The organism is Peredibacter starrii (assembly GCF_034259205.1).
GTDB classification, from domain to species: domain Bacteria; phylum Bdellovibrionota; class Bacteriovoracia; order Bacteriovoracales; family Bacteriovoracaceae; genus Peredibacter; species Peredibacter starrii.
This window is the reverse complement of sequence record NZ_CP139487.1, coordinates 270,721-297,162: the sequence shown is the minus strand read 5'-3', so window position 1 is coordinate 297,162 and position 26,442 is coordinate 270,721. Positions and strand designations below refer to the sequence as shown.

Genomic DNA, 26,442 nt, shown 5'->3' with positions numbered 1-26,442 from the left:
GGCCCGATTAATCGGGCCTTTTCATTTCTACTTACAGCTACTGGGCCGCTTAGAATTGTAGTTTGCAATGAAAACGTTCTGAGCATAACTCATGACCTTCTGTCCTCTTTGAACATCCATTGAAAGAAGTAATTGATCAATACAACGTCGAGGGAGAACAGGGTTGGGACCTTCCACTACAGGGAAAGTTGATACACCTAAGGGACTGGCCTCAAGATTACTTGAAGACAGATAGTTAATTCTGAAACTGGCGATGGTTGATTTCTCGGCTTTTACGTTTAGCAAAACACGGGCAGTTCCGGCCAGCTCATCAATTAAAAGGAGCTGAGTTTTATCCTGTGAAACACAGATAAGTTTTGTGGCAACTGCAACGACATAGGAACCGGTAATAAATTGATGTGCCAGGGGAGCTTGTGAAGTAGCATCGTAAAAGGTACCCGGTTTTTTAACCGTCAGTTTATAGTACTTAAAACGAGTAGGACTCTTATCAACATTGTCATAAGGATCAGTAGAAGTCTCTTCGTACTCGGCCTTCGTCACTATCAATCTTGAAGAAGTGAACCCGTCACCATCTAAAATAACAATCTCTTTGGTCTGCGGATCTCCACCATTAATCGTCTCATTAAAGATCTGGTTACTAAGGGTTTCACTGCGATCTAAAAAGATTGGTTGGAGAGGAGAAATGTTCTCTCTCCAAAACTTCATCATCTTGGCCGGTCGCAATTGATTGATCGTAGTGTAGCGAATAATCGAAAAGCCTTTGCGTCCCACTACATCTTCATAAGCACAATTGGGATACTTGGCCGCATCGGCAGCAGCAAGTCCATAAACACCAAGGTAGGCCTTATCTGTGCCTTTAAAAGACTCTACTTCAGTTCCTTGATCAGTTAAGCGTGATAGGTTTGCCAAATCAATTGAGATATTATGAAAGGCCTGATTCACGTCAGTGGTAACCAACATCTTGCCTTCGAAATCTGAATACTGCTTTCTGGATTTCAGAATGAATTCGTTGATAATAAGACCCACGCCCGCCATAAGTCCGGCAGCAATCATCATCTCAACTAAGGTGAAGCCTTTATTATTTTTCATCGTTTAAAAATAACCAGTTTTCTGAAGACCCTTCTTCCGGCCACAGTTGATTCACCAGTGATGTCGAGTTTATAAAGTTTTTGCCCGAGCTTAGGTAGTTTCATTACATCTGAGTTGGAAAACTCGGCCTCGCTATCGGCGACACTGCGAAACTTAATGCAAACTCCAACGTTACCGGCGCGGATGTTGAGATTATCACAGCTTCCAACTGACGTTTCTTGAAGAAGTTCACCGTTAGATTGATATTCTCTCAGAAGATTCTGGCCATAAGAAGGGAAGGTTTCACTTTTAGCAGATTTCAGGCGAGAAACATTTTTCATCACCATATCTTCTACGAAGTCACCTTGCTTTTGCTGACTGGCAGATTGGTTCATGGTCTGAGACTGAGACATATAGATATAGGCCACAATACCGATGAGGCCAAATGCCACCATCGACTCAACCATGTTTACTCCAGATTGATTTAAAAACTTTCTCATTATTTTCTCATCTTAATCATTGGTAGAGGAAGAGACATGATGGAACCGATTGAATTAAATTCTTCTGCCGGTGAAACATGCATAAAAGTGAATACCGATAAATTTAATGGAATATGCATTTGGTGAATACTATCCGTGGTTCCACGTGTGACAGGAGAAACTGAACAAGGAATCGGACTAGTCGCCGTTCCCACTTCGTTATACCAATCACCACTGTCCCAAACGTAGGAGCGCTTCGATAGATCAATCAGGTTTGTCGCGTACATGTCTACGCGGTTGTATTTAGGGACGTTGAGATTTCTTTTTCCCGAGCTGGTGTCATCCGAAAAATAAACTCCCAATCGTGTTCCTTCAAAATTGATGACTGAGCCATATACATCAATGTTGTTTTGAAGTTGAAACACATAAGGACGATAATACAAAGGCATTTTGATTCCTGCAGTCTTATCGTAAAAACGACTGGAAAGAGGCGGTACTGTTCTTCCCAGAGCAGGATGTCCTGGGGGTAGTGTCGGCTCTCTTCCGGTAACTTTAATGTAAGCAGGTTCCTGTCTCTTTCCTGAAATTGGTTCACTCTCTGAAGGACTCATCATACAGCCATTTCTGAGAACCTGGATGGCAGATGAATTCACCACACTCCAAAGGCCCCGGAAACTGAAACCTTCGTTGTAATTAAAATGGGTGGTGTTATCGATCAATGAGGTGTTTTTGATATTTACAATACGTACACCATACTTAAATCCGTCTTCTTCCTGGTGCTTCCAATCTGTGGTCGAACTGTAGTTTGGTCTAATTTTTCCACCGACAACAGGAAAGTCGAGTGAGAGTTCACCCGGTGTCAAAGGCACATGAAAAGGCGAATTAATAATGGTCTTCTCTGGACTGATATAAACGAGCTTTAAAGACGTCATGGCACCAGAGCTTGAACCATTAAAATATAGCTGACGAAATTCCAGGGGCCTCTCATCAATGGGACTGGTGGTATCCGGCTGATGTGGCCTAATGATATTCACATCTTCATTTACCACCCAAAGTGGGAGATTTTTTCTCACATCAGCACTCATATTGGTGGCGAGACCGGCGGCTTGATTTTGCACGATCTCAAGCGGCACTTCCGAATAAATAACTCTTCTTAAAGTTTTAGGAGCTGTTCCAGAATAGGCCCCTGATGAGAAGTTAGCGAGTTTGCTTTGAATGCTTTCACTATCTAAACGGTAAATGCGATTACAAGTTCCATTACCGTAAATATATTTCGTCACAAAGTTATAATCGCTCATGTCGCAATCTTCATAACTGCTTGAGGCCTTACCTGAAGTAGGACTTACATAAATTCCGCAAGATTTTGCATCGTCTTTCATTGCCTCCATGTTGTCCCACGTGATCGTTTGAGTCTGAAGTTCTTCAAAGTCATCAGTAAAGAGAACACCCTTCAAATCCGCACTCAAACGCCAGGCCTCAAAGCCTCTCGGGAAAAGATTACTGGCAGAACAATATCTCGTGTCCGCACCTTGCGCTAAGGTATAACAGCTAAAATTCGCACGGTGACCATAAGTCGAAACACCATTCGGGCCATAGGAATAGTAAGCAATAATCCAACGGTTAGGGTCATTAAAATAGGTTCCATTATCAGAAGCATAAGTGGCGTTGAGTGGAAGTGACCCGGTGGTAAATGCGATTGGATAAAAGTGTTTACGAATCAGACTCATACTCACTGCAGTTCCTGAGCGCATACTGGCGTTTACTTGATTGGCGAGCGTATAATCGCCAGTCATGAATGAGCCACCGCCACCCCATTGCCAGTAATATAATGGCCCTGGATTGGGTCCGAAAGCATCATAGGTAAGATCTTTAAAATCGTTATAAAAATTTGGATAATTGTCTGGAGCAGGCCTAGGCGATAGGAGCGGGGAATACATTATCCCGCCTTTAAAAATCATTCGCTCGGCCTGAAGAATGATATTAATCTCACCAGGATTTCGCATCGGGACCGTCGCGTTTTTGTCCCAATCAAATGAGCCTGCTCGATCGGTAATCGACTGGAAAGCAACGCCCCCCTCGAAATAAACTTTTCGATCACGAGCAATCATACTCGCTGGTAAAGTGGCACTGTATTGAGGGGCCGCAATCGTAGTGGTCTTGGCGGCCTTACTTAAAACCAGATAATCAGTTACATCGTAAATTTTTAAGTTCTTCAGATACTTTGACTCGTAGTCCTTGTATTTACCGGTCGCCACCATCTCAAGAGTTTTTGAATCAATGATGTACTTTGCGTTCACTTCATAAGTGGCGCCATTATCAAGCGTCCCTGTGACTGAAAACTCTTCATCAATCATGCAATTATTATCAGGCGGGGGAGACCATAAACGTCTTGCCATCGCAGATTCCATAATCACAAATGCAGATTGTGCAGTTTCATCAGCAATGGTTCTTTGCCATAAAGCAGATGTTTGTTCCGACATCTGTTTATTAACCTTCAAAACATAAATGGAAATCGAGGCAAGAATGCCAAGAGCGGCGAAGACGAAAATGAGTGAGCTACCAATCTGGTTGCGAAGGAATAAACGTTTCATTTATTCTCAATATTCTAGCATCAATCATAAAAAATAAAACAATGCCATTGCTCCATTACCAGAGAGAAGCAGTCTATGTTATAGATGTTAGATGAACATCCCTCCTTATATAGTTAACAGCAAACAACTTCCTGCAAACTTTCCTCGCCAGTTCGATGCTCACATTTACTTCGAGTTAAAAGATCTCAACCTTGCGGTGGAATTAAGGGCCAAGGCGATCGAACGCTTTCGTGATGAAGAAGTCTTTGTCGGAGATGTTATTGGAGAAGCGATTGGTCCCCATACTCACCCTATGCTTGAGATCAATTTCCCTAAGCGATTATTTTCGGAAGTCACCTTGTGGTTAATGTACGAGAGGAAAAACCTCAACGTCCTTATTCATGAATTAACAGGTGATGATTATCTTGATCACACTCAGGCCGCGATCTGGCTGGGTGCTGTTGTTCCTCTTCACTACGATCGATTGAAGACATAAAAAAAGCCCGGTTTTCACCGGGCTTATTCTTTTGAAAAATTTTTGAAAGTGGCGGAGACGATGAGATTTGAACTCATGGAAGGAATTACCCTTCGCACCCTTAGCAAGGGTGTGGTTTAAGCCACTCACCCACGTCTCCGCTAATTGGCTTAATAGAACACGATACATGAATTTCAATGAAACTCTTTTTGTGTGATTGAAGCTGAAAAGCTTCATCAACAAAAAGTGGCGGAGGACTAGGGATTCGAACCCCAGGTAGGCGTTAACCCACGACAGTTTTCAAAACTGTTGCCTTAAACCACTCGGCCAGTCCTCCGTCTTGAGTCATCTAATATAAAGGCTCGGAAAAAAAAAGGCAATTATCTATTTACGAATTTCTTTCAATCCACCCATATAAGGCACTAAAGCTTCCGGAATTTGCACTGAGCCGTCCTTCTGCTGGTAGTTTTCAAGGATTGCCACCACTGTACGGCCTACAGCAAGCCCAGAACCGTTCAAAGTATGAGCAAATTCGATCTTCCCTTCCTTATTACGGAAGCGAATGCTGGCACGTCTGGCCTGGAATTCACCACAATTAGAGATCGAAGAGATCTCACGGTACTTATTCTGGCTCGGAACCCATACTTCTAAGTCAAAAGTCTTTTGCGACGCGAAACCCATGTCCCCAGTACAAAGCGCGATCTGACGGTAAGGTAGACCCAGTTTTTCCAGGATCTCAGTCGCACTTGCCACCATCTTCTGATGAACTTCCTCAGACTGAGCAGGTGAACAGATTGAAACCATCTCAACCTTATTGAATTGGTGCATACGGATCAGACCTTTTACATCTTTACCGTGAGAACCAGCTTCAGAACGGAAGCACGGAGAATAAGCAGCGTATAGGAACGGGAATTCATTTTCTTCAATGATTGATTCGCGTTTGATGTTCGTAAGAGTTACTTCCGAAGTTGGGATCAGATACCAAGGTTGCTCAGAGTTTAGTTTGAACAACTGGTCTTCAAACTTAGGAAGGTTACCAGTACCAACGAGTGAGCGCTCGTGAGCGATGAACGGAGTCATCATCTCAGTGAAGCCCTTTGAACCTTGGTGATCGAGCATGAAGTTAATAAGCGCGCGCTCAAGACGAGCGGCCGCACCTTTATAAATAACGAAACGAGCACCAGTGATTTTACCGGCAGTTTCGAAATCTAATATTCCAAGTTGCTCACCTAGTACGGCGTGATCAACCGGAGCGAAATCAAATGTACGAGGAGTTCCCCAACGTTTTACTTCAACGTTTTCTTCTTCATCTTTACCAACTGGAACTGAAGCGTCCGGAAGGTTAGGGATATTTAAAAGAAGCGCATTTTGTTTTGCCTGAACTTCATCTAGTTCAGTCGCTTCTTTTTCCATGTCGGCCTTAAGAGCAGCAACTTGTGCCATTGGAGCGGCAGCATCTTGCTTGTTCTTTTTAAGTTCGCCGATTTCACGAGAGAGCTTATTAATTTCTGCTTTCTTTGTTTCAGAAGCAGTCGTTAAAGTTTTTCTTTGCTTGTTAAGGGACACGATCTGATCCAACACAGATGTATCAAAGTTTCTGTTGGCAAGACTCTTCTTAACGGTTTCAAAATCACTTTCAATCTTCTTAATGTCTAACATGGATCACCTATTGCATGAGTTGGATGTAAGCTTCGATATTGGCCTTCTCGCGAGCCTCTGGCTCCATATCAAGATACAATTTATAGGATTCAATGGCCAGAGTCCCTTGTCCCAACAGTCGATAGACGTCGCCGATCTTTTTGTGAATGATAGGCTCATCCGTTTTCTGTTTCATTGCGCGCTTGTATAAGTCCAGTGCGAGATCAAAATTATTTCGCTTAGTGCTGAGGTCGGCGAGACCAACGAGTGCCTCATAAGAGCGAGGATTAAGTTTTTGCGCTCGCTTATATAAGTTTTCTGATTCGATGAATTCGCCTTTTTCGGCCTGAATTTCAGCCATGAATACCAGGCTCAAATCATTCTCACCATTGTCTTTAATGTCTTTTTTAATTTCTTCCATCGCACCATCATAGTCCTTACTTAAGAACTTGATTTTAGCAATGTAGTAGAGGACCTTCGGATAAGAGTTTAGTTTTTCCTGAACTCGCTTAAACCACTTTGCCGCCTCAACTAATTTCCCTTCTTCATACAACACGCGACCGGCAGTCATCATGGCGTCCAGATCACCCGGTTCTATCGCCAGTAGCTGCTCAACCAGTCCAGGCACTTCCAGATAGCGCTCATCCATCATGGCCGCTTTAATCATGAATTCATAAAGTGCCTTATCTTTATAAGGAAGCGCTTCGATTTTCTTTTTGTAATCCTGGAAGTCTTTCACTTTACCAACGCGGTAATAGAAGATCGCAATTTCAGAAAGGATCTTTGCGTTCTCACCAAATTCATCCAGTAAGCTTAGAAGGTAACCAATCGCCGCCTGGTCATCTTGGGTTTCATAGATAAGTTTTGCGTAAGCAATACGATAATCCGGGTTAATCGGATCAAGTTCGATGGCATTATTTAAAAGCATTCGGGCGTTATCAAAGTTCGCACGCTTCAAAAGAATTTCCGATAGCGAAAAGATATCGGCATCGTTTAGTGGATTATTACCAACCGAGGTCTTTAACCAAGACATCGCCTGAAGTGAGTCGCCCATTTTTAAGAACAAGCGAGCATTCAAAGAAGCAAACTCCCAGCTCTCTTTCAGAGGGGTGCTGGCAAGAATCGTCATGCGATTTCGGGCATCATTAAATTTATAGGTATTGGTATAGGCCTCAACTAAAGCAATATTAATCGCCCGATCTTCTGGGTACTTCTGAACCAGGGCCTCAATTGTTTTAAGCCCCTCGCGAGCAAGCCCGAGTCTTAATTGAACTTTTGATAAGAAGAGCTCGGCGGGAATATATCCAGGATACGCGTCTACTGCTCTTGCCGCTGTACTCATGGCAAGCTCATAGTTTCGCTTATCGTAGAAATCACGGGCCTCAATTAAAAGTTTAACCGCCTTACTTTGATTAATGAGTTTATCTGTATCTGCCGGAGTTCCATCTCCAGTTGTAAGATCGGCCAGCTTTACTCGAAGCTCATCGGAATCTTTGACCTGAAGTGATTTCGTTAAAAAGATCGTGGCCTGTTTTACATTACCTTGGGCCGCAAGTAAGAGACCGGTCAACTCTAAAAACTTGGCACGGTTAATATCGTTATAATCCAATCCCTTCTCTTCAGTAACTTGCAGGAGTGGAACCATTTCCTTGTAACGTTTTTCTTTGAGGAGAAGCTCGGCCTTCAGGAAATAAAACGTCAGCACTTGTGGAAACTTCTTCAGCGCTTCATCAGCATACTCAAGCGCCAATGCTGATTCTTGGTTGAGCAGCATATATTGAATAAGTGCTTCATAGGCATAACGATTTTTTTCCGGGGCCTTCATCAGTGCCTGATAAAACTGACGAGACAATTCAATTTTCCCTAGTTTCATCAAGCTCAGGAGGTGAACCGCGAAAAGATCCTGAGTGACATTTTTAGGATTCAGCTTCAGATACTTTTGAACAACATCTACCGCCGCTCCGGGCTTATCAATGGTCATATAAAAGAGGTTAAGGCCAATCACTCCATTCGGGTCTTGAACTAAATATGGACGCTTACCTTGAATGAGCTTAAAGAGGGTCTGAGCATCGACTTGTTTATTTTTTGAATGCTTTAATTCCTCAGCATACGTTCTAACTAGAAAATTGAGGGCGTCTTTATTTTCAAGATTATTTTCATAACTTGATTTGAAGTTAACTCCCGCCTGGATGAGGCTGGCGTAATTCCCACGATTAAAAAGCTCCATCCCTTTGTTGAACTCGGCCTGCGAACGTTTAGGTTCTGCCTGATCAAATGGGATGGGGAATTCAATCAGCGGGGCCAAATGCTGAAATGGTGGCTTCTTCGGTTTTTCATCACCCGGAAACAAAAGAGCGTAAGCAATGAGTGCGCCCGCCACGATCATGATGATTTTTTTCTTTTTCTTCTTCTTTAACGCCTCGGCATCGTCCTCTGGCTTTTCTTCTTCCTCGTCTTCACCTTCAAGTGCTTTCTTTTTCTTTTGAACGACTTTACGTTCCTTCTCGATATGAGCTTCATTCACTTCTGCATCCACCAAAAGATCACTCTTCACGAGATCCAATGTGATCATTTGGGTCGAGTCGTCCTTGGCCTTCTCGGCCTCTTCTTGGCGCTGAATAGCGAGTGCGAGTTGTCGCGCATCTTCTTCTGCTTTCAGGCGTTCTGCTTCTTCGGCCTCTGCCTTGGCCCGTGCTTCTGCAGCGGCCTGCTTGCGTCTCATATTCTGAATTTCGGCCTGAGCGACAATATTGATTTGCGTCTTCTCATTGCGTTCACCTTCCTCCGGATTGAGACGGATTTCTTGTGAAGCAGTGACTGCGGTTCTAGTTGGTTCTTTTGGTTCTTCCGGTTCTGGTTCTGGCGTAGGAGCAGGAGCTGGTTCGACCTGGGAAAGCTGAACTTTTTGTTCAGCAGAAGACATACGAATGGTTTCTGTCAGCGCTTCCACTGGAACAATCGTGCCGTGATCGTACTGCTCTAATTCTTTTTCGTTTTTTTGATTTCGAAGTTGTGTGAGATCGATGACAAAAGTTTTTTCATCCGTGCTTTCAGTTTGCATCACGGTTTTATTTTCATCCATTAACTCTGGATAAAAATCAAAAGAGGTAATGGGTCCCCAATTTCCGGTTGGAAAAATTTGGGCCTCTTCATTTCCTCGAATATGTCCCTTGGCCTTTAAGTCAAAAAGCTGCGCTTTAACAAAAGGACCAATCACCCGACCACTAGTCAGCCGGATTCGGTATTTCGTCATAGCATTAATTATAAATGATTTTAAATATTTGGGGGGAAAACAAAAAAGGGAGCCGAAGCTCCCTTTTAGAAATTACTTGATGTAGATCGTAGCGTTTCCGGCGATCGTCATTACCTTTTCCCAGAAAATTCCAAGGAATAGAACCGGGATGAATAGGAACGCGATAACAGCTTGGTTAGCAGGAGTGAAGCCCAGCACTCTTTCTTCGCCGTCAGCTTGTCCAAAGATCATAGTCTTAGCAAGTTTCAGGTAGTAGTAAAGAGCAATAACTGAGTTAATCGCTGCAACAATAGCAATACCGTAATATTTCTTCTCGATAATGATATTGAAGATGTTGAACTTAGCTACGAAGCCACTAAATGGAGGCAGACCAGCTAATGAGAATAGTACTCCCACCATGATCACGGCCATTAGAGGGTGCTTGTAAATCAAACCGCGGAATACATCGTAACCATCTGAACCGTACATATCTGATAGGTGAGATGTAATGTAGAAAGCGATTAGAGTCATGAAAAGGTAAGTGATACCGTAGAAAAGAATGGCACGAGTACCAACTTCGTTAGCAACCACTACGCCCAGGATCATCATTCCCACGTGACCGATAGAAGAGAAAGCAAGTAGACGCTTAACTGAGTTCTGACCGATTGCTGTTACGTTACCAACTGTCATTGTCATGGCCGCAATCACCATCATGAGACCGACCCATGATACTGAAAGAACTGAACCATCAGCAAAGAACACGTTTGAAACTCTGATTAGGGCCGCAAGTCCCGCCATCTTAGGAACGATGGCAAAGAATGAAGTCACTGGAATCGGAGAACCTTGATAAACATCCGGAGTCCACATGTGGAACGGGAAAGCAGAAATTTTATAACCAAGACCAACAAAGAAAAGAACTGAACCCATCATTACTGTAGTCAGTTGCATGCCTTGAAGAGTTGGAATCTTCTCCATCATTTCCAGGAACTGGATAGAACCTAGAGCACCGTACATGTGAGAAATACCGAAAAGAGCAACACCCGCTGAAAGACCGCCGTAAAGCGCGTACTTCATACCGGCTTCCGCAGAAGTTGAATCTTCACGTTTGAATGAACTCATCACGTAAGAAAGGATCGAAAGGATTTCAATACCTAGATAAAGAGTCAGCATGTTATTGGCAGAAGCTAGAAGCATACCACCGATAAGAACACCAACTGACATCACCATGAATTCAGATTTTAAATTTGAATAGATGTCTTTCGAAGACTGACTGATGAAAATCGCACCCATAGTTCCGATCGTCATAATGATCTTAACCAATGTTGAGAAAGGATCGATCGTTACAGCGTTGTGGAAAATGTGAACTGGTTTTGCACCCAGATTACCGAATAGACAAATTAGGACAACTGCCAAAACTGCCTGCGTGAAGAAATGAATCTTAACTCTTGGAGCGTGTTCATCTTTTACGGCAGACTCGGCCACAAGCAGAGACATCATCAGCACTACGCTGATGACCTCTGGCATATAGTTGTCTAGAAAACCAAATAATTGGTCAATCACAAGAAACCTCTCTCTTAGTACTTACTTAACAGATCAACAAGTTGTCCTACAGACACTTTCATTACGTTAAGTAGTGGGCTTGGGAAGATACCAAACACAACCACACAGATACAAAGTGGGATCATGTAGAACACTTCGCGAGCATTCATATCATCGAAATCGTGGTTATCAGGGTTCGGCTCACCGAAGAACATACGCTTAAACATCCAAAGAAGGTAAGCAGCACCGATAAGAAGACCGATAACAGCGATTACAGTGATAGTTGTAAATCTTGGGTAGATACCTAAGAAGATAAGTGCTTCAGAGATGAATCCAGAAAGACCTGGAAGACCCATAGAAGCGAACATACCGATGATAAATACAGTTGTGTACTTAGGAAGCTGAGAAGCTAGACCGCCGTAACCTTTAGAACCATCTGGCTTCACGATCCAACGGTGGTGTGAACGCTCATAGATGATACCGATAAGTAAGAACATCATCGCAGTTGAAGTACCGTGGTTGAACATCTGAAGAACAGCGCCGTTCATACCTTGAGAAGTCATAGCGGCAAGACCAAGCATTACGAAACCCATGTGGGATACAGAAGAGTAAGCAACAAGTTTCTTAACGTCGTCCTGGGCCATCGCACAGAACGCACCGTAGATTACAGAGATAAGACCCAAAACCGCGATGATCGTTGAAGAATCAACAGCAGCTTGAGGGAAGATCGGGAACGCGATTCTTAGGAAACCGTAAGTACCCATCTTAAGAAGAACACCGGCCAGGATTACTGAAACCGCAGTTGGAGCTTGTACGTGAGCGTGAGGTAACCAAGTGTGGAACGGGAACACTGGAACTTTGATCGCGAAACCAAGGAACAAGAACCAGAAGAACACATGCTCGAAAGAAAGAGTGTAGCCAAAAAGTGTGATCGTTTCTTTAACGAAGTGACCACCTTGAAGTGCAAGAATGCTGAATGAATCAGGACCTTTTCCAGTCGCGTAGTAAAGTGCAACCATACCGATAAGCATGAATACACCACCGAAGAACGTATAAAGGAAGAACTTGATCGCTGCGTACTCTCTGTTCTCACCACCCCAAATACCGATGAGGAAGAACATTGGGATAAGCATAACTTCCCAGTAAACGTAGAATAGGAAGAAGTCTAGGGCGAAGAACACACCAAATACTGTTGATTGAAGCATCAGTAGTAGTGCGAAGTAGGCCTTAACGTTCTTCTCAACCGTCCACGATGAAAGTGTACAGATGAAGAAAAGGAGAGCGTTCAGGAACGTCATGAGCATGGTGATACCATCAATGCCCAGGTGGTAATTGATATGGAATTGTGTGATCCAAGGGATCTTTGTCACAAACTGCATATCCGCAGTTGAAGTATCAAATTTAAGATACAACAGAACTGTTAATAGTAGTGTCACAGACGTAGTCACTAAAGTGATCATTCTGATAACGTTTTCTTTTGCTTTTGGAGCAAGAAGAACAGCTACCGCACCGATGATTGGTAACCATAAAACCCAATTCAAAATTCCGTTCACAACGAACCTCTCTCTATAAAAAAAACTAACTAAACTTTTAATGTCCAAATATAAGAAGCAAGAACCATTACTAGCATAATGAAGTAGAACTGGATCTTACCTGACTGCACGATACGAAGAACAAGGTTGAAAAGATTAACTGCCACACCTGTTCCATCAACACCGATTGCATCAACAACAACGTTATCAAACCATTTAGATGCACGGTAAAGCTGTCTGTTTACCCATGCCCAACCATCGACCGCAAAACGGTCATAGATCCCCATGTCGAACCATGCAAGACCACGGTTGAAGGCCAGAAGACCTTTCTTGATAAGAACATCGATATAGAAGTTATCGAAGTAGTACTTGTTTTGAAGTGTAGTTGTAAACCCAGGGAACTTCGACGCAAGTGGCTTAATCGATTTCTTGATGTACATAAGAAACGCAATCAATACACCAGAGAAAGCAATGATGATTGAAAGGATCGCGCCGATTACGTGAGCTGAGTGAAGCTTGTGCTCATCCGGATTCGGGCCAGCGTAACCAGTCTGGTGGTGATAGTGAGCGTGCTCAAGGTGAGCTTCCGGCTTAGAATCAACTGAAGACCAAGGCTGACGTGGGCTGTTTACGAATTTTTCAACTTTCGGAGCTTCCACCAGAATCTTGAACCATTCATTCTTCTTACCGAACACCGCGATTCCATCCTGACCAGTAAGGTTACCAGCGAACCAGAAACCAAGGGTGAACACCGCAAGGATCAGAAGAGGAACGTTCTGACGAGCATCAAGGTGCTCGTGGTGAATGTCGTGTCCGTGAGCATGATCACCGTGACCGTGGCCATGACCGTGATCATCGTGGTGTTGCTTGTTCTCGCCGTAGAAAGTTAAGAACATCATACGGAACATATAGAACGCTGTCAGACCTGCACCTGCGAAACCAAGGATTGGAACGATCGCTAGAAGTGGGTTTTGACCAGACATGAAACCATAGAATAGAGCGTCTCCAAGGATACGGTCTTTTGAAACGAATCCAGAGAAGAACGGGATACCAGCAATCGCAAGCGTACAACACATCATCGCAAAGTGCGTGTATGGAAGGTACTTACGAAGGCCGCCAAGTTTTGGCATTTCTTGTTCGTGAACTGAGTGGATCACCGAACCAGCAGAAAGGAAGAGACACGCTTTGAAAACGGCGTGAGTAATAACGTGCATGAAAGCGGCGTTATATGAACCAACACCAACACCAATCATCATGTAACCAAGCTGAGAAAGTGTTGAATAAGCCAGTACTGCTTTAATATCAGTTTGAACCATCGCAATCGTTGCAGCACCGAAAGCAGTAATGGCACCAATCACGGCGATAAACCAAGTGATGTCACCAAGAACCATTAGAGGATACATACGAAGAGAGATCCAAACACCAGCTGTTACCATGGTAGCAGCGTGGATCAGGGCAGAACCGGGAGTCGGACCCATCATCGCGTCTGGTAGCCAAACGTGAAGAGGGAACTGAGCTGATTTACCCATGGCCCCTAGGAAGATACAAAGGGCCGCGAAAGTTGCTAGCGAGATACCGATTACTGATTGACCAGCAAACTTACCTTCAGCAATTGCAGCGTAGATATCAACATAAGTTACTGAACCAAGTGCCATCCAGATTGCAACGATACCTAATAGAAGGAATACGTCACCCACACGAGTGGTCATGAATGCTTTAAGTGAAGCGTCTCCGGCCTTCTCTTTCTTAACATAGATACCGATTAGAGAGTACGAACAGAAACCCATGATCTCCCAGAAGATAAAGAGAGAGAAAAGGTTGTCTGAAAGAACCATTCCAAGCATCGCTGAAGTAAAGAGCGGAAGGAAAGTGAAGAAACGACCATGCTTCTCATCGTGGTCCATATACCAAGTTGAGAAAAGGTGAATCAGGAACGCTACTCCAGACACCATAAGAAGCATGATTGCCGTCATGTTGTCGATGAAGATACCCATGTCGACTTTCCAGATGTTGGCACCGTAAGAAAGGTCGAACCATGTGAACGTTTTATGGATGAAGTAGTCAGTCGCGAACTTACCGAAAACGAAGTCTCCGAAAATGCGTGCTGAGAAGATAAAAGAGATAAAAATACTAAGTGTTGATAACCAGTCCCCGTTACGAGGAAGTTTTCTACCGAAAAACGCGTTGATAACAAACGCGAGAACCGGCGCTAGAAAAATGGGAGCAATATTCCAAACTGTGTATTCCATGAGTGAACCCTTAGTTTCTTAACTGCGTAGCTTCGTCGATATGGATTGTTTCTTTGATTTGGAAGAAACGGATCACGATAGCGAGACCTACAGCAGCTTCAGCAGCAGCAATAACGATAATGAATAGACTGAATACGTGCCCATCAAGGTTGTTTGTCACATACTTTGAATAAGCAACGAAGTTCAAAGCGGCCGCATTGAGAACTAATTCAATTCCCAGAAGAATCGCCACGATGTTTTTACGTGCGATCATCACTGTCAGACCAACAATGAAAAGAACAAGAGAGATAATTAAATAAGACGCTAAACTCATCATATATTACCCGATTAATGCTTCTTAGGACGAGCGATGATCGCCGCACCAACAAGAGCACCCAATAAAAGTACCGAAGAAAGTTCAAATGCAAGAACGTGGTTCTTAGTTAATAAGAAACCAATTTCTCTTACCGTTGAAGGAAATGCCTCACTATTTGCCGCTGCAGCAGCAGGAGCAGAAGGAAGATTCATAAGGATTTTGATGTTTGTTGCCGCGAAAACGATCGCAACCAGGATACCTACAGCATAAGTAAACTTGTTACCCATTGCCGGAGCTAGACCAAGAAGGTTCTGAGCGCGAGAAACGAAATCCTTACCACCTGTTAACATCACAGCGAAAAGCATAAGGATAACGACACCACCTACATAAACCATGATCTGAGTCACGGCCACGAAGTCAGCGCCAAGAGTGGCGTAAAGACCAGCAATACCAAGTAGCGAACCAAGAAGGAAAATACACGAGTGCATGATGTTCTTAGTAACTGCTACTGCGATTGCGGATCCAACAGTTAATAGAGCAGAGGCGATAAATAAAAATTGAGCAAACATTCTCTATCCTTAATTAATGGTGGCCGCCGCCAAGAACTAGCTGGGCGATCGATTGACCATGGAAAGCAACTAACCAGATGGCACAGCCAACTAGGTTAAAGATTGCGATCGGAGTTAAATATTTCCAACAAACTGACATAAGTTGGTCTACGCGAAGACGCGGAAGAGTCCAACGAATCCAGATAACTACATAATAAAGGAGAAGAGTTTTCGTCATGAACACGACAACTTGAACAAGTTGAAGTGGGATGATGTCGATTTTAACGTCTACTGGAAGGTTCGGACCGCCAAGGAAAAGGGCAGAAGCAACACCACAAACAACGAATACTTCGATGTACTCGGCAAGGGCGAAGAAACCGAAACGCATACCTGTGTACTCAGTGTGGTAACCAGAAACTAGCTCAGACTCTGCTTCAGGTAAGTCGAATGGAGCACGGTTAGTTTCAGCAAGAGCACCTGTGAAGAACACGAAGAAAGCGATGAAAGCAAACGGGTTATGGAAAATGAACCAGTTTAGCGGAAGACCTTTTTGAGCACCGATGATTGTTCCGAAGCTCATTCCACCAGCAAGTAGTGTTACCGCAAGGATTGAGATCGTTACTGGAATTTCGTAAGAGATGATCTGAGAAGCTCCACGCATACCACCAAGCATTGACCACTTAGAGTTAGAAGCGTAACCACCAAGGAACACCGAAACACCCACAAGAGATGAAATCGCGATAAGGTAGAACACACCAACGTTAAGATCTGCCATCATGAAACCAGATGACCAAGGTAGAACTGCCAGAGTTGAGAACACACCGATAAGGGCCAGCATCGGAGCAAGATAAAAAAGAAATTTATCAGCTGTGTAAGGCATGATGTCTTCTTTAGTAAGCATCTTCACACCATCAGCAAGGATCTGAAGAAGACCGTAAGGACCTACACGGTTAGGACCAATACGTTGCTGTAGATCGGCCGAAATTTTTCTTTCAGCGTATGTTCCGAAACCACCGATCGTGGCACAAACCACAACGATGACAAGAGCAACTAGAAGGTAGATTGTGAAAGCGAGAAGACCTTGGTTATTTCCGAAAAGTTTTACCAGGAAATCAAAGAATTCATACTGAGAGAGATAGCTAACGATGGTTTGATTCATTGGTCGCGGCCTTATTTATTATTTTTAACAGAAACTTGGAAAGACTTAACCCAATCAAGGTCACCTTTCTTCCAGCAATATGCGATACCCATTACAAGAATGGCGATGAAGCTTAGTAGAACATCAAGAATGTAGAAGCCATCACCACGTTCCATCATCTCTCTGTAGATTGTTACAACCGGAAACATAAGTACCGATTCCACATCAAAGATGATAAAAATTAGACCAACAACGTAGAAACGTACGTTGAACATGGACCAAGCTGAACCTACTGGTTCCTCGCCACACTCATACGGCATGGACTTTAGGTGAGACGGTTTTTTTGGAGCGAGGAGAACGGAAGCAAAATGTCCGCCTACAAACAAAAGAACCGCGATACCCATAAGGATAACGATAGGCATCAAGCCATCAAACTGAGCTGGTGTCATGGAAATCTCCACTGCAATAAAAGTCGCAAAAAAGTAGTTTTAAGATACAAAAGATGTTGAAAATAGGAAAGATGTTATTTTAAGGCAGACGGTGTAAAGTATCGATTGTTGATATGCATCATTAAGAATGAAAACAAACTCTTTTCATCAGGATTTAACGTGACCTTGTTTAGTGCCATCGCAACCAAAATCCAATATTGGTTACAAAATCAGCAAGAACTTTCTCTTAAGGGTGTGTCACCAAACCAGTGGTGTCTTCTTGCGGGGAGTTATTTTTCGTCGCAACTCTTTAATTCCACGCACCTGATCGTTTGTTCGGATCAAGATGAGGCCGAAGAAGTTTTTGAATCACTGAAGCATTTGAAGAACGTGCATTTTTATCCAGGGCACAATCACAGCCTTTATAGTTCCATCATGACATCCGAAAGCGCTTTGCTTGCCCGTTGGTCGGTGCTCCAGCGCTTACAAAATAATTCTCCCGAGATTATCGTCACAACCCACGAAGCCAGTGTGTTATTGGGTCCGGACCGCAGCTTTTTCCAAAAAAACTCATTTTCTATCAAAAAAGACGACATCATCTCACCTTTTGATCTCGCAAAAAAATTAACCGACATGGGTTATTTTCCGGCCTCAACCATTGAAGAGCCGGGAACTTTTTCACGCCGTGGAGAAATTTTTGATATCTATCCCATTTCTCATCCACCGGTACGATTGCAATACTTTGATGATTTAATCGAAGAAATTTTTTCAATTGATCTAGAGACCCAGAAAACGATTCGAGAAAAAACATATACTGAATTAGCGCTAGTACCAGGTGCGGGTTATCTCACGAAAGATCCTTATGCGACCATGTTGCGTTCTCGCATTCCTCAGGCGCAACCAGCTTTCAAAAATAAGTATGAGGCCCGCAAACAACTTCTCGCTCGCGTAAGTGAGAATCAGTTATTTGAAAATTATCCACTTTATATTCCTCTCTTTTTTGAGAAGCCCGAGTCATTACTTGATTACCTTCCCGCCGATGCGAAAATCACATTCATAAATAATGAAAACGGCCAAAAGAATCTTGAACTCTTCCTCGCCAGCCAGGCAGAAGATTTTGAGGATATCTCAGAAGATGTTGAAAGCTCATCCGTCATTCCAGGAATTGAAAATTTTTATCTCCCGCAATTTCCGAAGACCAAATTCAAAACTCTGTTCGTGGATCAACTCGATATCGCAGTTAACCTTGAAACACCTTTTGATAAAGAGCTGCATTTAAATTTTGAGAAGCTGAAATCTTACCTTCAAACCAAACTTCAAATGTCGGGTTCAGTACCTGACAATAAGTTTGAATACATCAAAGGTAGTTTAAAAATTCTGCGCAAAGAACTCAACGTCCATGGTCACCTCGTGGTGAACTATAAATCGGAAAATGCGCGCCAGGAACTTCAGTATCTTCTGGAAGAAAATAAGCTGACTGAAATTGGAACCAGACTTCAATTTGTTTATGGAAAACTCGACGAAGGTTTCTATTATAAAAATGAAAACATCTTTGTTCTATCGGAGGGGGACTTCTTCTCGGTCAAAAAGAAAAAGACCAAGCAAGTTAAGGCCACTAATAAAGATTTGTTCGCCGAACAAATCGCAACACTTAAAATCAATGACTATGTTATTCACCGTGATTACGGGATCGGCGTTTATAAAGGTCTTGAAACCATTCAGGCCGGCGATCAACAAAACGACTATCTTGTTATTCACTACGAGGACAACGATAAGGTTTACGTTCCGGTTTATAAACTAAACTTAGTTCAGAAGCACGCTGACTCTTCTTCCGGTCTAAAAGTCGCTTCATTAAAATCGAAGAAGTTTGCCGAACTTAAGACGAAGGCCCGTGGATCGGTTAAAAAGCTAGCTTTTGATTTATTAAAACTTCAAGCGGAAAGAAAACTGCGCGGTGGTTATCCGTTCTCCGCCCCTGATCACTTATTTAAAGAGTTTGAACTCTCGTTTGCTTTTGAAGAAACGCCTGATCAAAGTAAGGCCATTCAAGACGTCTTAGATGATATGCAACAGCAGTATCCCATGGATCGACTGGTATGTGGGGACGTGGGCTTTGGTAAGACCGAAGTGGCGATGCGTGCGGCGATGAAGGCCGTGCTGGATAAAAAGCAAGTGGTGCTTCTGGTTCCGACCACGGTGCTGGCACTTCAGCACTATCACTCATTTAAAAAGCGTTTTGAAAATTTCCCGGTAAACGTGGATATGATTTCGCGCTTTAAAACTGCCAAACAAAAAACAGAAACCATGGGTCTAGTGGCAGAAGGAAAGGTCGATATCTTAGTTGGTACGCATGCCGTTCTTTCTGACAAATTAGAGTTCCATGATTTAGGACTTCTCATTATCGATGAAGAGCATCGTTTTGGTGTGGCCCATAAAGAGAAACTAAAAGTTCTTAAGACCGGTGTGGATGTTCTCACCATGACGGCCACTCCGATTCCACGAACACTGCAACTTTCATTCTTAGGTATCCGTGATCTTTCATTGATTCAAACGGCACCTCCAAGACGTCAGGCGATTAAGACTTATATTATTAAAGAAGATGACCTCACGTTAAAATCCGCGATTGAAAAAGAACTCTCGCGTGGTGGTCAAATTTATTACGTTCACAATCGCGTGCATGATATTGAAGAGCACGAGATCTATCTTAAAAAACTTGTTCCAAGTGCGCGCATCAGTGTGACTCATGGACAGATGAATGAACGCGAACTCGAAAAACGCATTAATGATTTCTATGATCATAAGGCCGATATTCTTCTTGCGACCACGATCATTGAATCGGGTATTGATATTCCAAATGCCAATACCATGATCATTGATCGTGCCGACACTTATGGTCTGGCGCAACTCCATCAGCTTCGTGGTCGAATTGGCCGAAGTGATCGTAAGGCCTACGCTTACTTTATTGTTCCTGAGAACAGAATCATTTCAGAAACTGCGCAAAGAAGACTTCATGCTCTTCAAACCTATGCGGAGATGGGTTCAGGTTTTGCACTCGCTTCTTCCGACATGGAGATTCGTGGAGCAGGGGACATCTTAGGTGGTGAACAATCAGGACACATCGAAGCGATTGGTCTTGAGTTCTATATGGATCTCTTACAAGAAGCGATTCAGGAAATTCGTGGTGAGCAAAAAGTTTCGGTGAAGAACATCGAAATTCAAGCTCCGTTCTCGGCCTACATTCCTAATGGTTACATTCCAGATCATGCGCTTCGCTTGAAATACTATAAACGTCTTTCAAACTGTTCGGATCTTGGTCGCCTGGAAGATATCATTTCAGAACTCACCGATGCTTTCGGAATCACCCCGAAAGAGCTCGAGGCCCTGTATTCAATCCTTCGATCGAGAATTATTTTCCAGCCTCTGGGTCTTCGTTTAGTGAAGGTTGGTGGCACACAAATCGCCCTTTTCTTTGATCAGGAAATACTTAACCATAATCATCAGCTACGAGATAAGATGCTGAACTTCTTCATGAATAAACCGAAACTTTACAAGATCAACCCCGACTCTTCCGTGAATGCACTTTTCAAAGAGACAGTGAGTCATAACACGCTCTTGGAATTTGCAAAACATATTGCGGCAAATATGGGTGTATGATACCGTTTTTATTAGATTCAATAAAAACCACAGGGATGTGTATGAAGAAACAATTTTCAGTAGCAATTATTGCTCTTATGGTCGCGGGTACAGCAGTAGCGCAGAAGAATGACAACCAAGTTGTTGCGACTGTTAACGGTCAATCAATCACAAAAAAACAATTCGAAGATTATCATCTTCAAAATTTAAAATTCGTTGGTCAGAGAAAAATTACAAAAGAAGTTTCTCTTCAAGACTTAATCAATCGTCAGCTAGGAATTCAGAAGGCCAAGAAGACGGGTACTGATAAAGATCCAACGGTTGTAGCAAAACAGGAAGATATCCTTTTCCACGCTCAGACTTCAAAAGACCTTGAGAACGAATTTAAAAAAATCACTGTGTCAGATGAAGACGTAAAGAAGTACTACAATGATAACCAAGAGTACCGTACTGCTCACATTCTTTACCGCTTAAGAGCTGAGCCAACTCCAAAAGAAGTTGAGCAAGCACTTCTTCAAAGTAGCGAGATCTATGCTGCTCTTCAAAAGGATCCAGATTCTTTCGCAAAGCTGGCCAACAAATACTCTCAAACTTCTGCCGCACCTGTAGGTGGTGATCTAGGTTTCCAACCTCCAACACGCCTTGCTCCAGAGTACTTCGAAGCCATTAAGGGCCAGAAAGTTGGATTCATCTCTAAGCCAGTAAGAACTCAGATGGGTATTCACGTAATTAAGATTCTTGGCGTTAAGTCTTTTGACCAGATCGACAAGAACCTTTACAAAAAGATCATCTACGACAAGAAAAGAGATGCCATGATCGAGAATTACTTTAAAAATCTCGCAAAAGGCGCAGATATCAAGACAAATCCGAATCTTTTATAATATCCTTGGTTGGTGATTAAGATGTCATGAAGGCATTATCACTGGACCAAAGCATGAAATTTTTAATTCTTACAATTCTCCTGGGCATGAGCTCTGCCTTTGCCCAGGATTCAAAATCTTCCGAAAAACTCCTCGATAAAATTGTGGCCGTTGTTAACACACGTGTTATTTCACTTTCTGAAATTAGACGTATGGACGAGACCCTTGAAGCACGTCGTGAAGTTTCACCCATCATTTATTCAGAGAAGTCATACGATCAGAAAAAGCTCCTGGATATCATGATCAAGTCGTACATCATCCGCGACAAAATCAATGCTCAAGGTTACGTGATTAATGATGACGCCGTTGAGGGCCGTATTAAAATGACGGAAGAGCGCCTTGGTCTAAAACGCGCTGACCTTCTTCAGTTCTTAAAAAGTAAAAGCCTGACGTACGAAGAGTATTTTGAAATCATCCGCGAAACGATGGAATACAACATCTTCGCTCAAAGAATCATTGCTCCACTTATTTCTGTGACCGAACAAGAAATTAAGAACGAGTACTATCGCCGTAACTCAACTAACAATGCTCTTTCGTTCAAATATAACCTGGTAGATTTCTATATTGATGAATCGAAGCTGGTCGATAAAAACGAAGGTAAGTTTCTGGCGGTTCTAAAGGATTACCAACTTACTGGTAAGCTTCCGGAAGAATACCGCGATCTTGAATCTAACAACCTCGACGCTCTAAACGAAGACGGTCTTTCAAAAGACCTCGCTAAAGTTTTAAAGACCACTTCGGAAGGCTCTTTCTCGAAGGCCATTTCACTGAACGGTTACTTGCACGTTTTCTACGTTCAGAAGAAAGATCTGGTTGAATCACAGGAGTTCCTGAAGTTCAAAGATCAGATTCAAAATGAAATCTTCATGAACAAAGGTAAATCAGTTTCAGCAAACTGGTTTGACCGTGAATACTCGAACTATTACATCAAAAATCTTCTCTAATATGAAAGTCTACGTGACTCAAGGACACGAAGAAGGCATTGGACTCGAGGTCTTCTTCAAATCCGTGATGCTCATGCCAAAGGAAGAGCTTAAACTCATCCGTTTAATTGCCTTTGAACAATCAGTTATTGAAACTCTGATTTCCATGAGACTGCCGTTTCATATACAGGAAGATTCTATTTTCCTCGCTGGTATTGAGATTAAAGTCTATTGGTTATCGGCCGTGAACCATTCCCAGAGTTTTACCGCCATTGAGCTTGGCATGCGCTTATGTGAAAGCGGAGGAGTGCTATTCACCCTTCCAACATCCAAGGACCAATTTCCAGGATACGCCGGCCACACCGAGTATTTCCGCGCCTTTTATAAAAAACCTGAACTGGGTATGTTCTTTTCATCACCCAGGCTGCAAGTGCTGTTGTTATCAGATCATGTGGCAGTGAAAGATCTCTCAAAACTCATGACTGAAGATCTCATCTATCAGCGCCTTTTATCTGCAGTTAAAACTCTGGATAGCTGGAACTGGCCGACTAAAAGAATATTGATATCGGGCATGAATCCCCATGCGGGAGAGCAGGGGCTTATAGGCGACGAAGATGATCGCATCACTAAGGCAATTAAACGTCTAAGGTCCAAAGTAAAATTAGAGGTGCTTGGGCCACTACCGGGTGATACAATGCTTTTCGAGCAAAAGTCGAAAGAGGATCTTCTGGTATATCTTTTTCACGATCAGGGTCTGGGTGTATTCAAGGGCCTTCAAGGTTTCATTGGATCAAACATCACTCTAGGTCTACCATATCCTCGCTTTAGTCCTGATCACGGAACATCATTTAGTTTGTTCAGTAAAAATCAGGCAGACTATCGCGGCTGCGCTTATTCACTGAAAGAAGCTGTGCAAATGCTCACGAGGATTTCTGATGGAAAAAATTCAAGTCACCAAAGCAAAGGTTCACAATCTTAAAAATATTGATGTCTCACTTCCGAGGCATTCGTTAACAGTTATCACGGGCCCATCTGGTTCGGGAAAATCATCGCTCGCGTTCGATACTATCTATGCTGAAGGTCAGCGTCGCTATATTGAATCTCTTTCAAGTTACGCTCGACAGTTCATTGGACAGATTGAGGCCCCGGAAGTTGAAAGCATCACCGGGCTATCTCCGGCGATCGCGATTGATCAAAAATCCACGACTAAAAATCCTCGTTCAACCGTAGGAACCATTACTGAAATCTACGATTACCTTCGTTTGCTCTACGCCCGCTTAGGTGAAGCTCACTGTCCGGAAACTGGCGAGAAGGTGGCGAAACAATCCCCACAACAAATCGTAGAACAAATTTGTAAATTTAAGACCGGTACAAAACTTCAGATCCTCTCTCCCGTCATTCGTTCCAAGAAAGGGGAGCATAAGGAAGAACTCGCTAAATACACCAGCATGGGTTTTACTCGTGTGCGCTTAAATGGCGAGATCATGAATCTGGAAGATAATATCTCAATCAACAAGTCTCGCTTTAATGACATTGATATCGTGGTTGATCGTTTAGTAATTAAAGAGGGAGTTAAACCTCGTCTCACTGAATCAGTGGAAAACGCCCTGAAGCTTTCTGACGGTTACCTGGTTGTACTCGCAGATGAAGTGGAACACTTCTACTCAGAGAAAAACTACTCTTTCAAATCCGGGAAAAGTTATCCGGATCTAGAACCGCGTCTCTTCTCATTTAACTCACCACTAGGTGCTTGCCCGACATGTAATGGTCTGGGCATTTCAAAACGCTTTGATATTGATGGACTTCTTTTTGATGAAAAACTTTCATTGGAAGAAGGAGCGATGCCGATTGTTAAGAAGAACTCTTTTCTCATGCAGATGGTTCGCTCAGTGGCAGAGGCCGAGAAAGTCGACATCGAAAAACCCTTTCATAAGCTTTCAGAAAAATTCCGCACCATTCTTTATGACGGAAGTGACAAGGTCTATAACTACAAGTTTGAATCAGAAAACTCTTCCTGGAACTTTAAGAAAGAATTCCCGGGAGTCGTGGCCTGGTTAGAAAAAAAATACAACGAATCAGAATCTGAAAAGACCCGCGCGGATCTTGAAGAATACATGATCATTAAAAAGTGCCCAAGCTGTAAGGGAAAGAAATTAAGTCCTTTCGCCCTGGCGGCGACGATTAAAGGTCAGTCCATCATGGATGTGTGTGATCTCTCAATCAATGAAGCAGCGGTCTTCTTTGATTCGCTTGAGTTCACTGGCAACCAGGCAATCATCGCGCACAAAGTTTTGAAAGAAGTTAAAGACAGGATCAAGTTTCTCCTCAACGTGGGACTTAATTACCTGACTCTCAACCGTGATGCCATGACCTTATCAGGTGGTGAATCACAACGTATTCGTCTTGCGACTCAAATCGGTTCTGCACTCTCGGGTGTCCTTTACGTTCTGGATGAACCAAGTATTGGTCTTCACCAACGTGATAATGAAAAACTCATTAAGACCCTGATTGATCTTCGAGACATTGGTAACACCGTTCTGGTGGTAGAGCATGATGAAGATACCATGCTCGCTTCTGACTACTTAATTGATATGGGTCCTCAGGCCGGGATTCACGGTGGTGAAATTGTAGCGGCGGGAACTCCGGAAGAAGTTAAGAAGAACAAGAAATCCATCACGGGCAAATACCTTTCAGGTGATCTCAAGATTGAAGTTCCTAAAAAACGCCGGGACCTGAAAGATCATATCGTTTTAAATAAGGCGAAAGAGCATAACCTCCAGGACGTGACTTTAAAACTTCCCCTCGGTGGCATGACTTGTATCACTGGGGTTTCAGGTTCAGGAAAATCAACTCTGGTTCACAAGGTGCTAATACCAGCGGTTAAAAATTATCTCTCGCGCGGTCGTCGCGGAAGTTCTGCTAATTATCAGTCCATTACTGGCGTTGATAAAATTCAAAGTTTGATCGAGCTAGATCAGTCTCCAATTGGAAGAACACCTCACTCAAACCCGGCCACTTATACTGGTCTCTTTGACGATATTCGAAACATCTTCTCGCAAACCAATGAATCAAAAGTTCGTGGTTATAAGCCAGGACGCTTTTCCTTCAATGTAAAGGGTGGGCGTTGTGAAACCTGTGAAGGAAACGGAATGCTTAAAATCGAGATGCATTTCCTTCCCGATGTTTATGTGACTTGTTCTGAATGCCGAGGTTCTCGTTATAATAATGAGACCCTTTCTATTCTTTATCGTGGAAAGAATATCGCTGATGTTCTCGCCATGAGTATTGAAGAGGCCGAGCCTTTCTTTGAAAACCATCCGAAGGTCAATCGTGCACTTAAGGTACTGAATGCCGTGGGCCTTGGTTATATCAAACTTGGTCAACCGGCCACCACACTTTCTGGTGGTGAGGCCCAACGTTTGAAACTTTCTCGCGAGCTTTCTAAATCTACTAAAGGCTCATGTCTTTATGTGCTAGATGAACCGACCACCGGCCTGCATTTTGAAGATATTAATATTCTGCTGAAGGCCCTGAACAAACTCATTGATCAAAACCATTCGCTTCTCATCATTGAACATAACCTTGATGTGATTAAGACCGCGGACTGGGTAATTGATTTGGGACCTGAAGGTGGTAAGGGTGGAGGCCAGATTATTGCGGAAGGAACTCCAGAGACAGTTGCTAAGGTGAAAGCTTCCCATACCGGTCGTTACCTTGCTAAAGCACTGAAATCCTGACATAGCCGACCACTAAACTAAAGTATTTGTCCCTAATT

The 26,442-nt window shown here is 43.1% G+C and carries 18 protein-coding genes and 2 tRNA genes; 6 read left to right on the top strand and 14 right to left on the bottom strand.

What is annotated here, in order from left to right:
- Nucleotides 1–27 precede the first annotated feature (27 nt).
- From SOO65_RS01575 to SOO65_RS01565, 3 genes are read right to left on the bottom strand one after another with little or no spacing between them, the layout of a single operon-like run.
- Entirely contained in the window at nt 28–1,089 is a 1,062-nt protein-coding gene (locus SOO65_RS01575) for a PulJ/GspJ family protein (protein ID WP_321395871.1), read from the bottom strand.
- The gene (locus SOO65_RS01570) at nt 1,086–1,568 is read right to left on the bottom strand and encodes a type II secretion system protein (protein WP_321395869.1); all 483 of its coding nucleotides are present in this window, start codon (nt 1,566–1,568) and stop codon (nt 1,086–1,088) included. The genes SOO65_RS01575 and SOO65_RS01570 overlap by 4 nt, the downstream gene beginning before the upstream one ends.
- The gene (locus SOO65_RS01565) at nt 1,568–4,138 is read right to left on the bottom strand and encodes a hypothetical protein (protein ID WP_321395867.1); all 2,571 of its coding nucleotides are present in this window, start codon (nt 4,136–4,138) and stop codon (nt 1,568–1,570) included. Before SOO65_RS01565 ends, SOO65_RS01570 begins: the two co-directional genes overlap by 1 nt.
- A 91-nt stretch (nt 4,139–4,229) precedes the next feature.
- Between SOO65_RS01565 and SOO65_RS01560 the strand changes: the two genes are divergently transcribed.
- Nucleotides 4,230–4,613 carry a DOPA 4,5-dioxygenase family protein gene (locus tag SOO65_RS01560; protein WP_321395864.1) on the top strand — a complete coding sequence of 128 codons (384 nt, stop codon included), beginning with the start codon at nt 4,230–4,232 and terminating at the stop codon, nt 4,611–4,613.
- Between the two features lie 49 nt (nt 4,614–4,662).
- Here SOO65_RS01560 and SOO65_RS01555 read toward each other — a convergent pair.
- The 11 genes from SOO65_RS01555 to SOO65_RS01505 form a co-directional block, all read right to left on the bottom strand.
- Nucleotides 4,663–4,752 (bottom strand) — tRNA-Ser (locus SOO65_RS01555).
- Between the two features lie 87 nt (nt 4,753–4,839).
- A tRNA-Ser gene (locus SOO65_RS01550) sits at nt 4,840–4,929 on the bottom strand.
- 47 nt (nt 4,930–4,976) lie between these two features.
- The gene (gene serS, locus SOO65_RS01545) at nt 4,977–6,251 is read right to left on the bottom strand and encodes a serine--tRNA ligase (RefSeq protein ID WP_321395860.1); all 1,275 of its coding nucleotides are present in this window, start codon (nt 6,249–6,251) and stop codon (nt 4,977–4,979) included.
- 7 nt (nt 6,252–6,258) lie between these two features.
- The gene (locus SOO65_RS01540; protein WP_321395857.1) at nt 6,259–9,483 is read right to left on the bottom strand and encodes a tetratricopeptide repeat protein; all 3,225 of its coding nucleotides are present in this window, start codon (nt 9,481–9,483) and stop codon (nt 6,259–6,261) included.
- 72 nt (nt 9,484–9,555) lie between these two features.
- A complete protein-coding gene (locus tag SOO65_RS01535; RefSeq protein WP_321395854.1) occupies nt 9,556–11,022 on the bottom strand; it encodes an NADH-quinone oxidoreductase subunit N in 1,467 nt (488 codons plus the stop codon).
- Nucleotides 11,023–11,036: 14 nt separating this feature from the next.
- A complete protein-coding gene (locus SOO65_RS01530) occupies nt 11,037–12,554 on the bottom strand; it encodes a complex I subunit 4 family protein (protein WP_321395852.1) in 1,518 nt (505 codons plus the stop codon).
- A gap of 29 nt (nt 12,555–12,583) precedes the next feature.
- Nucleotides 12,584–14,782: an NADH-quinone oxidoreductase subunit L gene (gene nuoL / locus SOO65_RS01525; RefSeq protein ID WP_321395850.1), complete on the bottom strand. Its 2,199-nt coding sequence runs from the start codon at nt 14,780–14,782 to the stop codon at nt 12,584–12,586.
- A gap of 10 nt (nt 14,783–14,792) precedes the next feature.
- Nucleotides 14,793–15,098 carry an NADH-quinone oxidoreductase subunit NuoK gene (gene nuoK, locus SOO65_RS01520; RefSeq protein WP_321395848.1) on the bottom strand — a complete coding sequence of 102 codons (306 nt, stop codon included), beginning with the start codon at nt 15,096–15,098 and terminating at the stop codon, nt 14,793–14,795.
- Nucleotides 15,099–15,109: 11 nt separating this feature from the next.
- Nucleotides 15,110–15,646 (bottom strand): NADH-quinone oxidoreductase subunit J family protein, encoded by a 537-nt coding sequence (locus SOO65_RS01515; RefSeq protein ID WP_321395846.1) that lies wholly within the window; start codon nt 15,644–15,646, stop codon nt 15,110–15,112.
- 13 nt (nt 15,647–15,659) lie between these two features.
- A complete protein-coding gene (gene nuoH / locus SOO65_RS01510; protein ID WP_321395845.1) occupies nt 15,660–16,784 on the bottom strand; it encodes an NADH-quinone oxidoreductase subunit NuoH in 1,125 nt (374 codons plus the stop codon).
- An 11-nt stretch (nt 16,785–16,795) separates the two neighbouring features.
- A complete protein-coding gene (locus SOO65_RS01505) occupies nt 16,796–17,212 on the bottom strand; it encodes an NADH-quinone oxidoreductase subunit A (RefSeq protein WP_321395841.1) in 417 nt (138 codons plus the stop codon).
- A gap of 159 nt (nt 17,213–17,371) precedes the next feature.
- Here SOO65_RS01505 and mfd point away from each other — a divergent pair, with 159 nt between their 5' ends.
- From mfd to uvrA, 5 genes are read left to right on the top strand one after another with little or no spacing between them, the layout of a single operon-like run.
- A complete protein-coding gene (mfd, locus tag SOO65_RS01500; protein WP_321395838.1) occupies nt 17,372–20,845 on the top strand; it encodes a transcription-repair coupling factor in 3,474 nt (1,157 codons plus the stop codon).
- 41 nt (nt 20,846–20,886) lie between these two features.
- The gene (locus tag SOO65_RS01495; RefSeq protein WP_321395836.1) at nt 20,887–21,705 is read left to right on the top strand and encodes a peptidylprolyl isomerase; all 819 of its coding nucleotides are present in this window, start codon (nt 20,887–20,889) and stop codon (nt 21,703–21,705) included.
- A 53-nt stretch (nt 21,706–21,758) separates the two neighbouring features.
- Nucleotides 21,759–22,688, top strand: coding sequence for a SurA N-terminal domain-containing protein (locus SOO65_RS01490; RefSeq protein ID WP_321395832.1), 930 nt, complete (start codon nt 21,759–21,761; stop codon nt 22,686–22,688).
- A gap of 1 nt (nt 22,689) precedes the next feature.
- On the top strand, nt 22,690–23,646 hold the full coding sequence (locus SOO65_RS01485; RefSeq protein WP_321395829.1) for a 4-hydroxythreonine-4-phosphate dehydrogenase PdxA: 957 nt from the start codon (nt 22,690–22,692) through the stop codon (nt 23,644–23,646).
- Nucleotides 23,603–26,404 carry an excinuclease ABC subunit UvrA gene (gene uvrA / locus SOO65_RS01480; RefSeq protein WP_321395825.1) on the top strand — a complete coding sequence of 934 codons (2,802 nt, stop codon included), beginning with the start codon at nt 23,603–23,605 and terminating at the stop codon, nt 26,402–26,404. The genes SOO65_RS01485 and uvrA overlap by 44 nt, the downstream gene beginning before the upstream one ends.
- Nucleotides 26,405–26,442 lie beyond the last annotated feature (38 nt).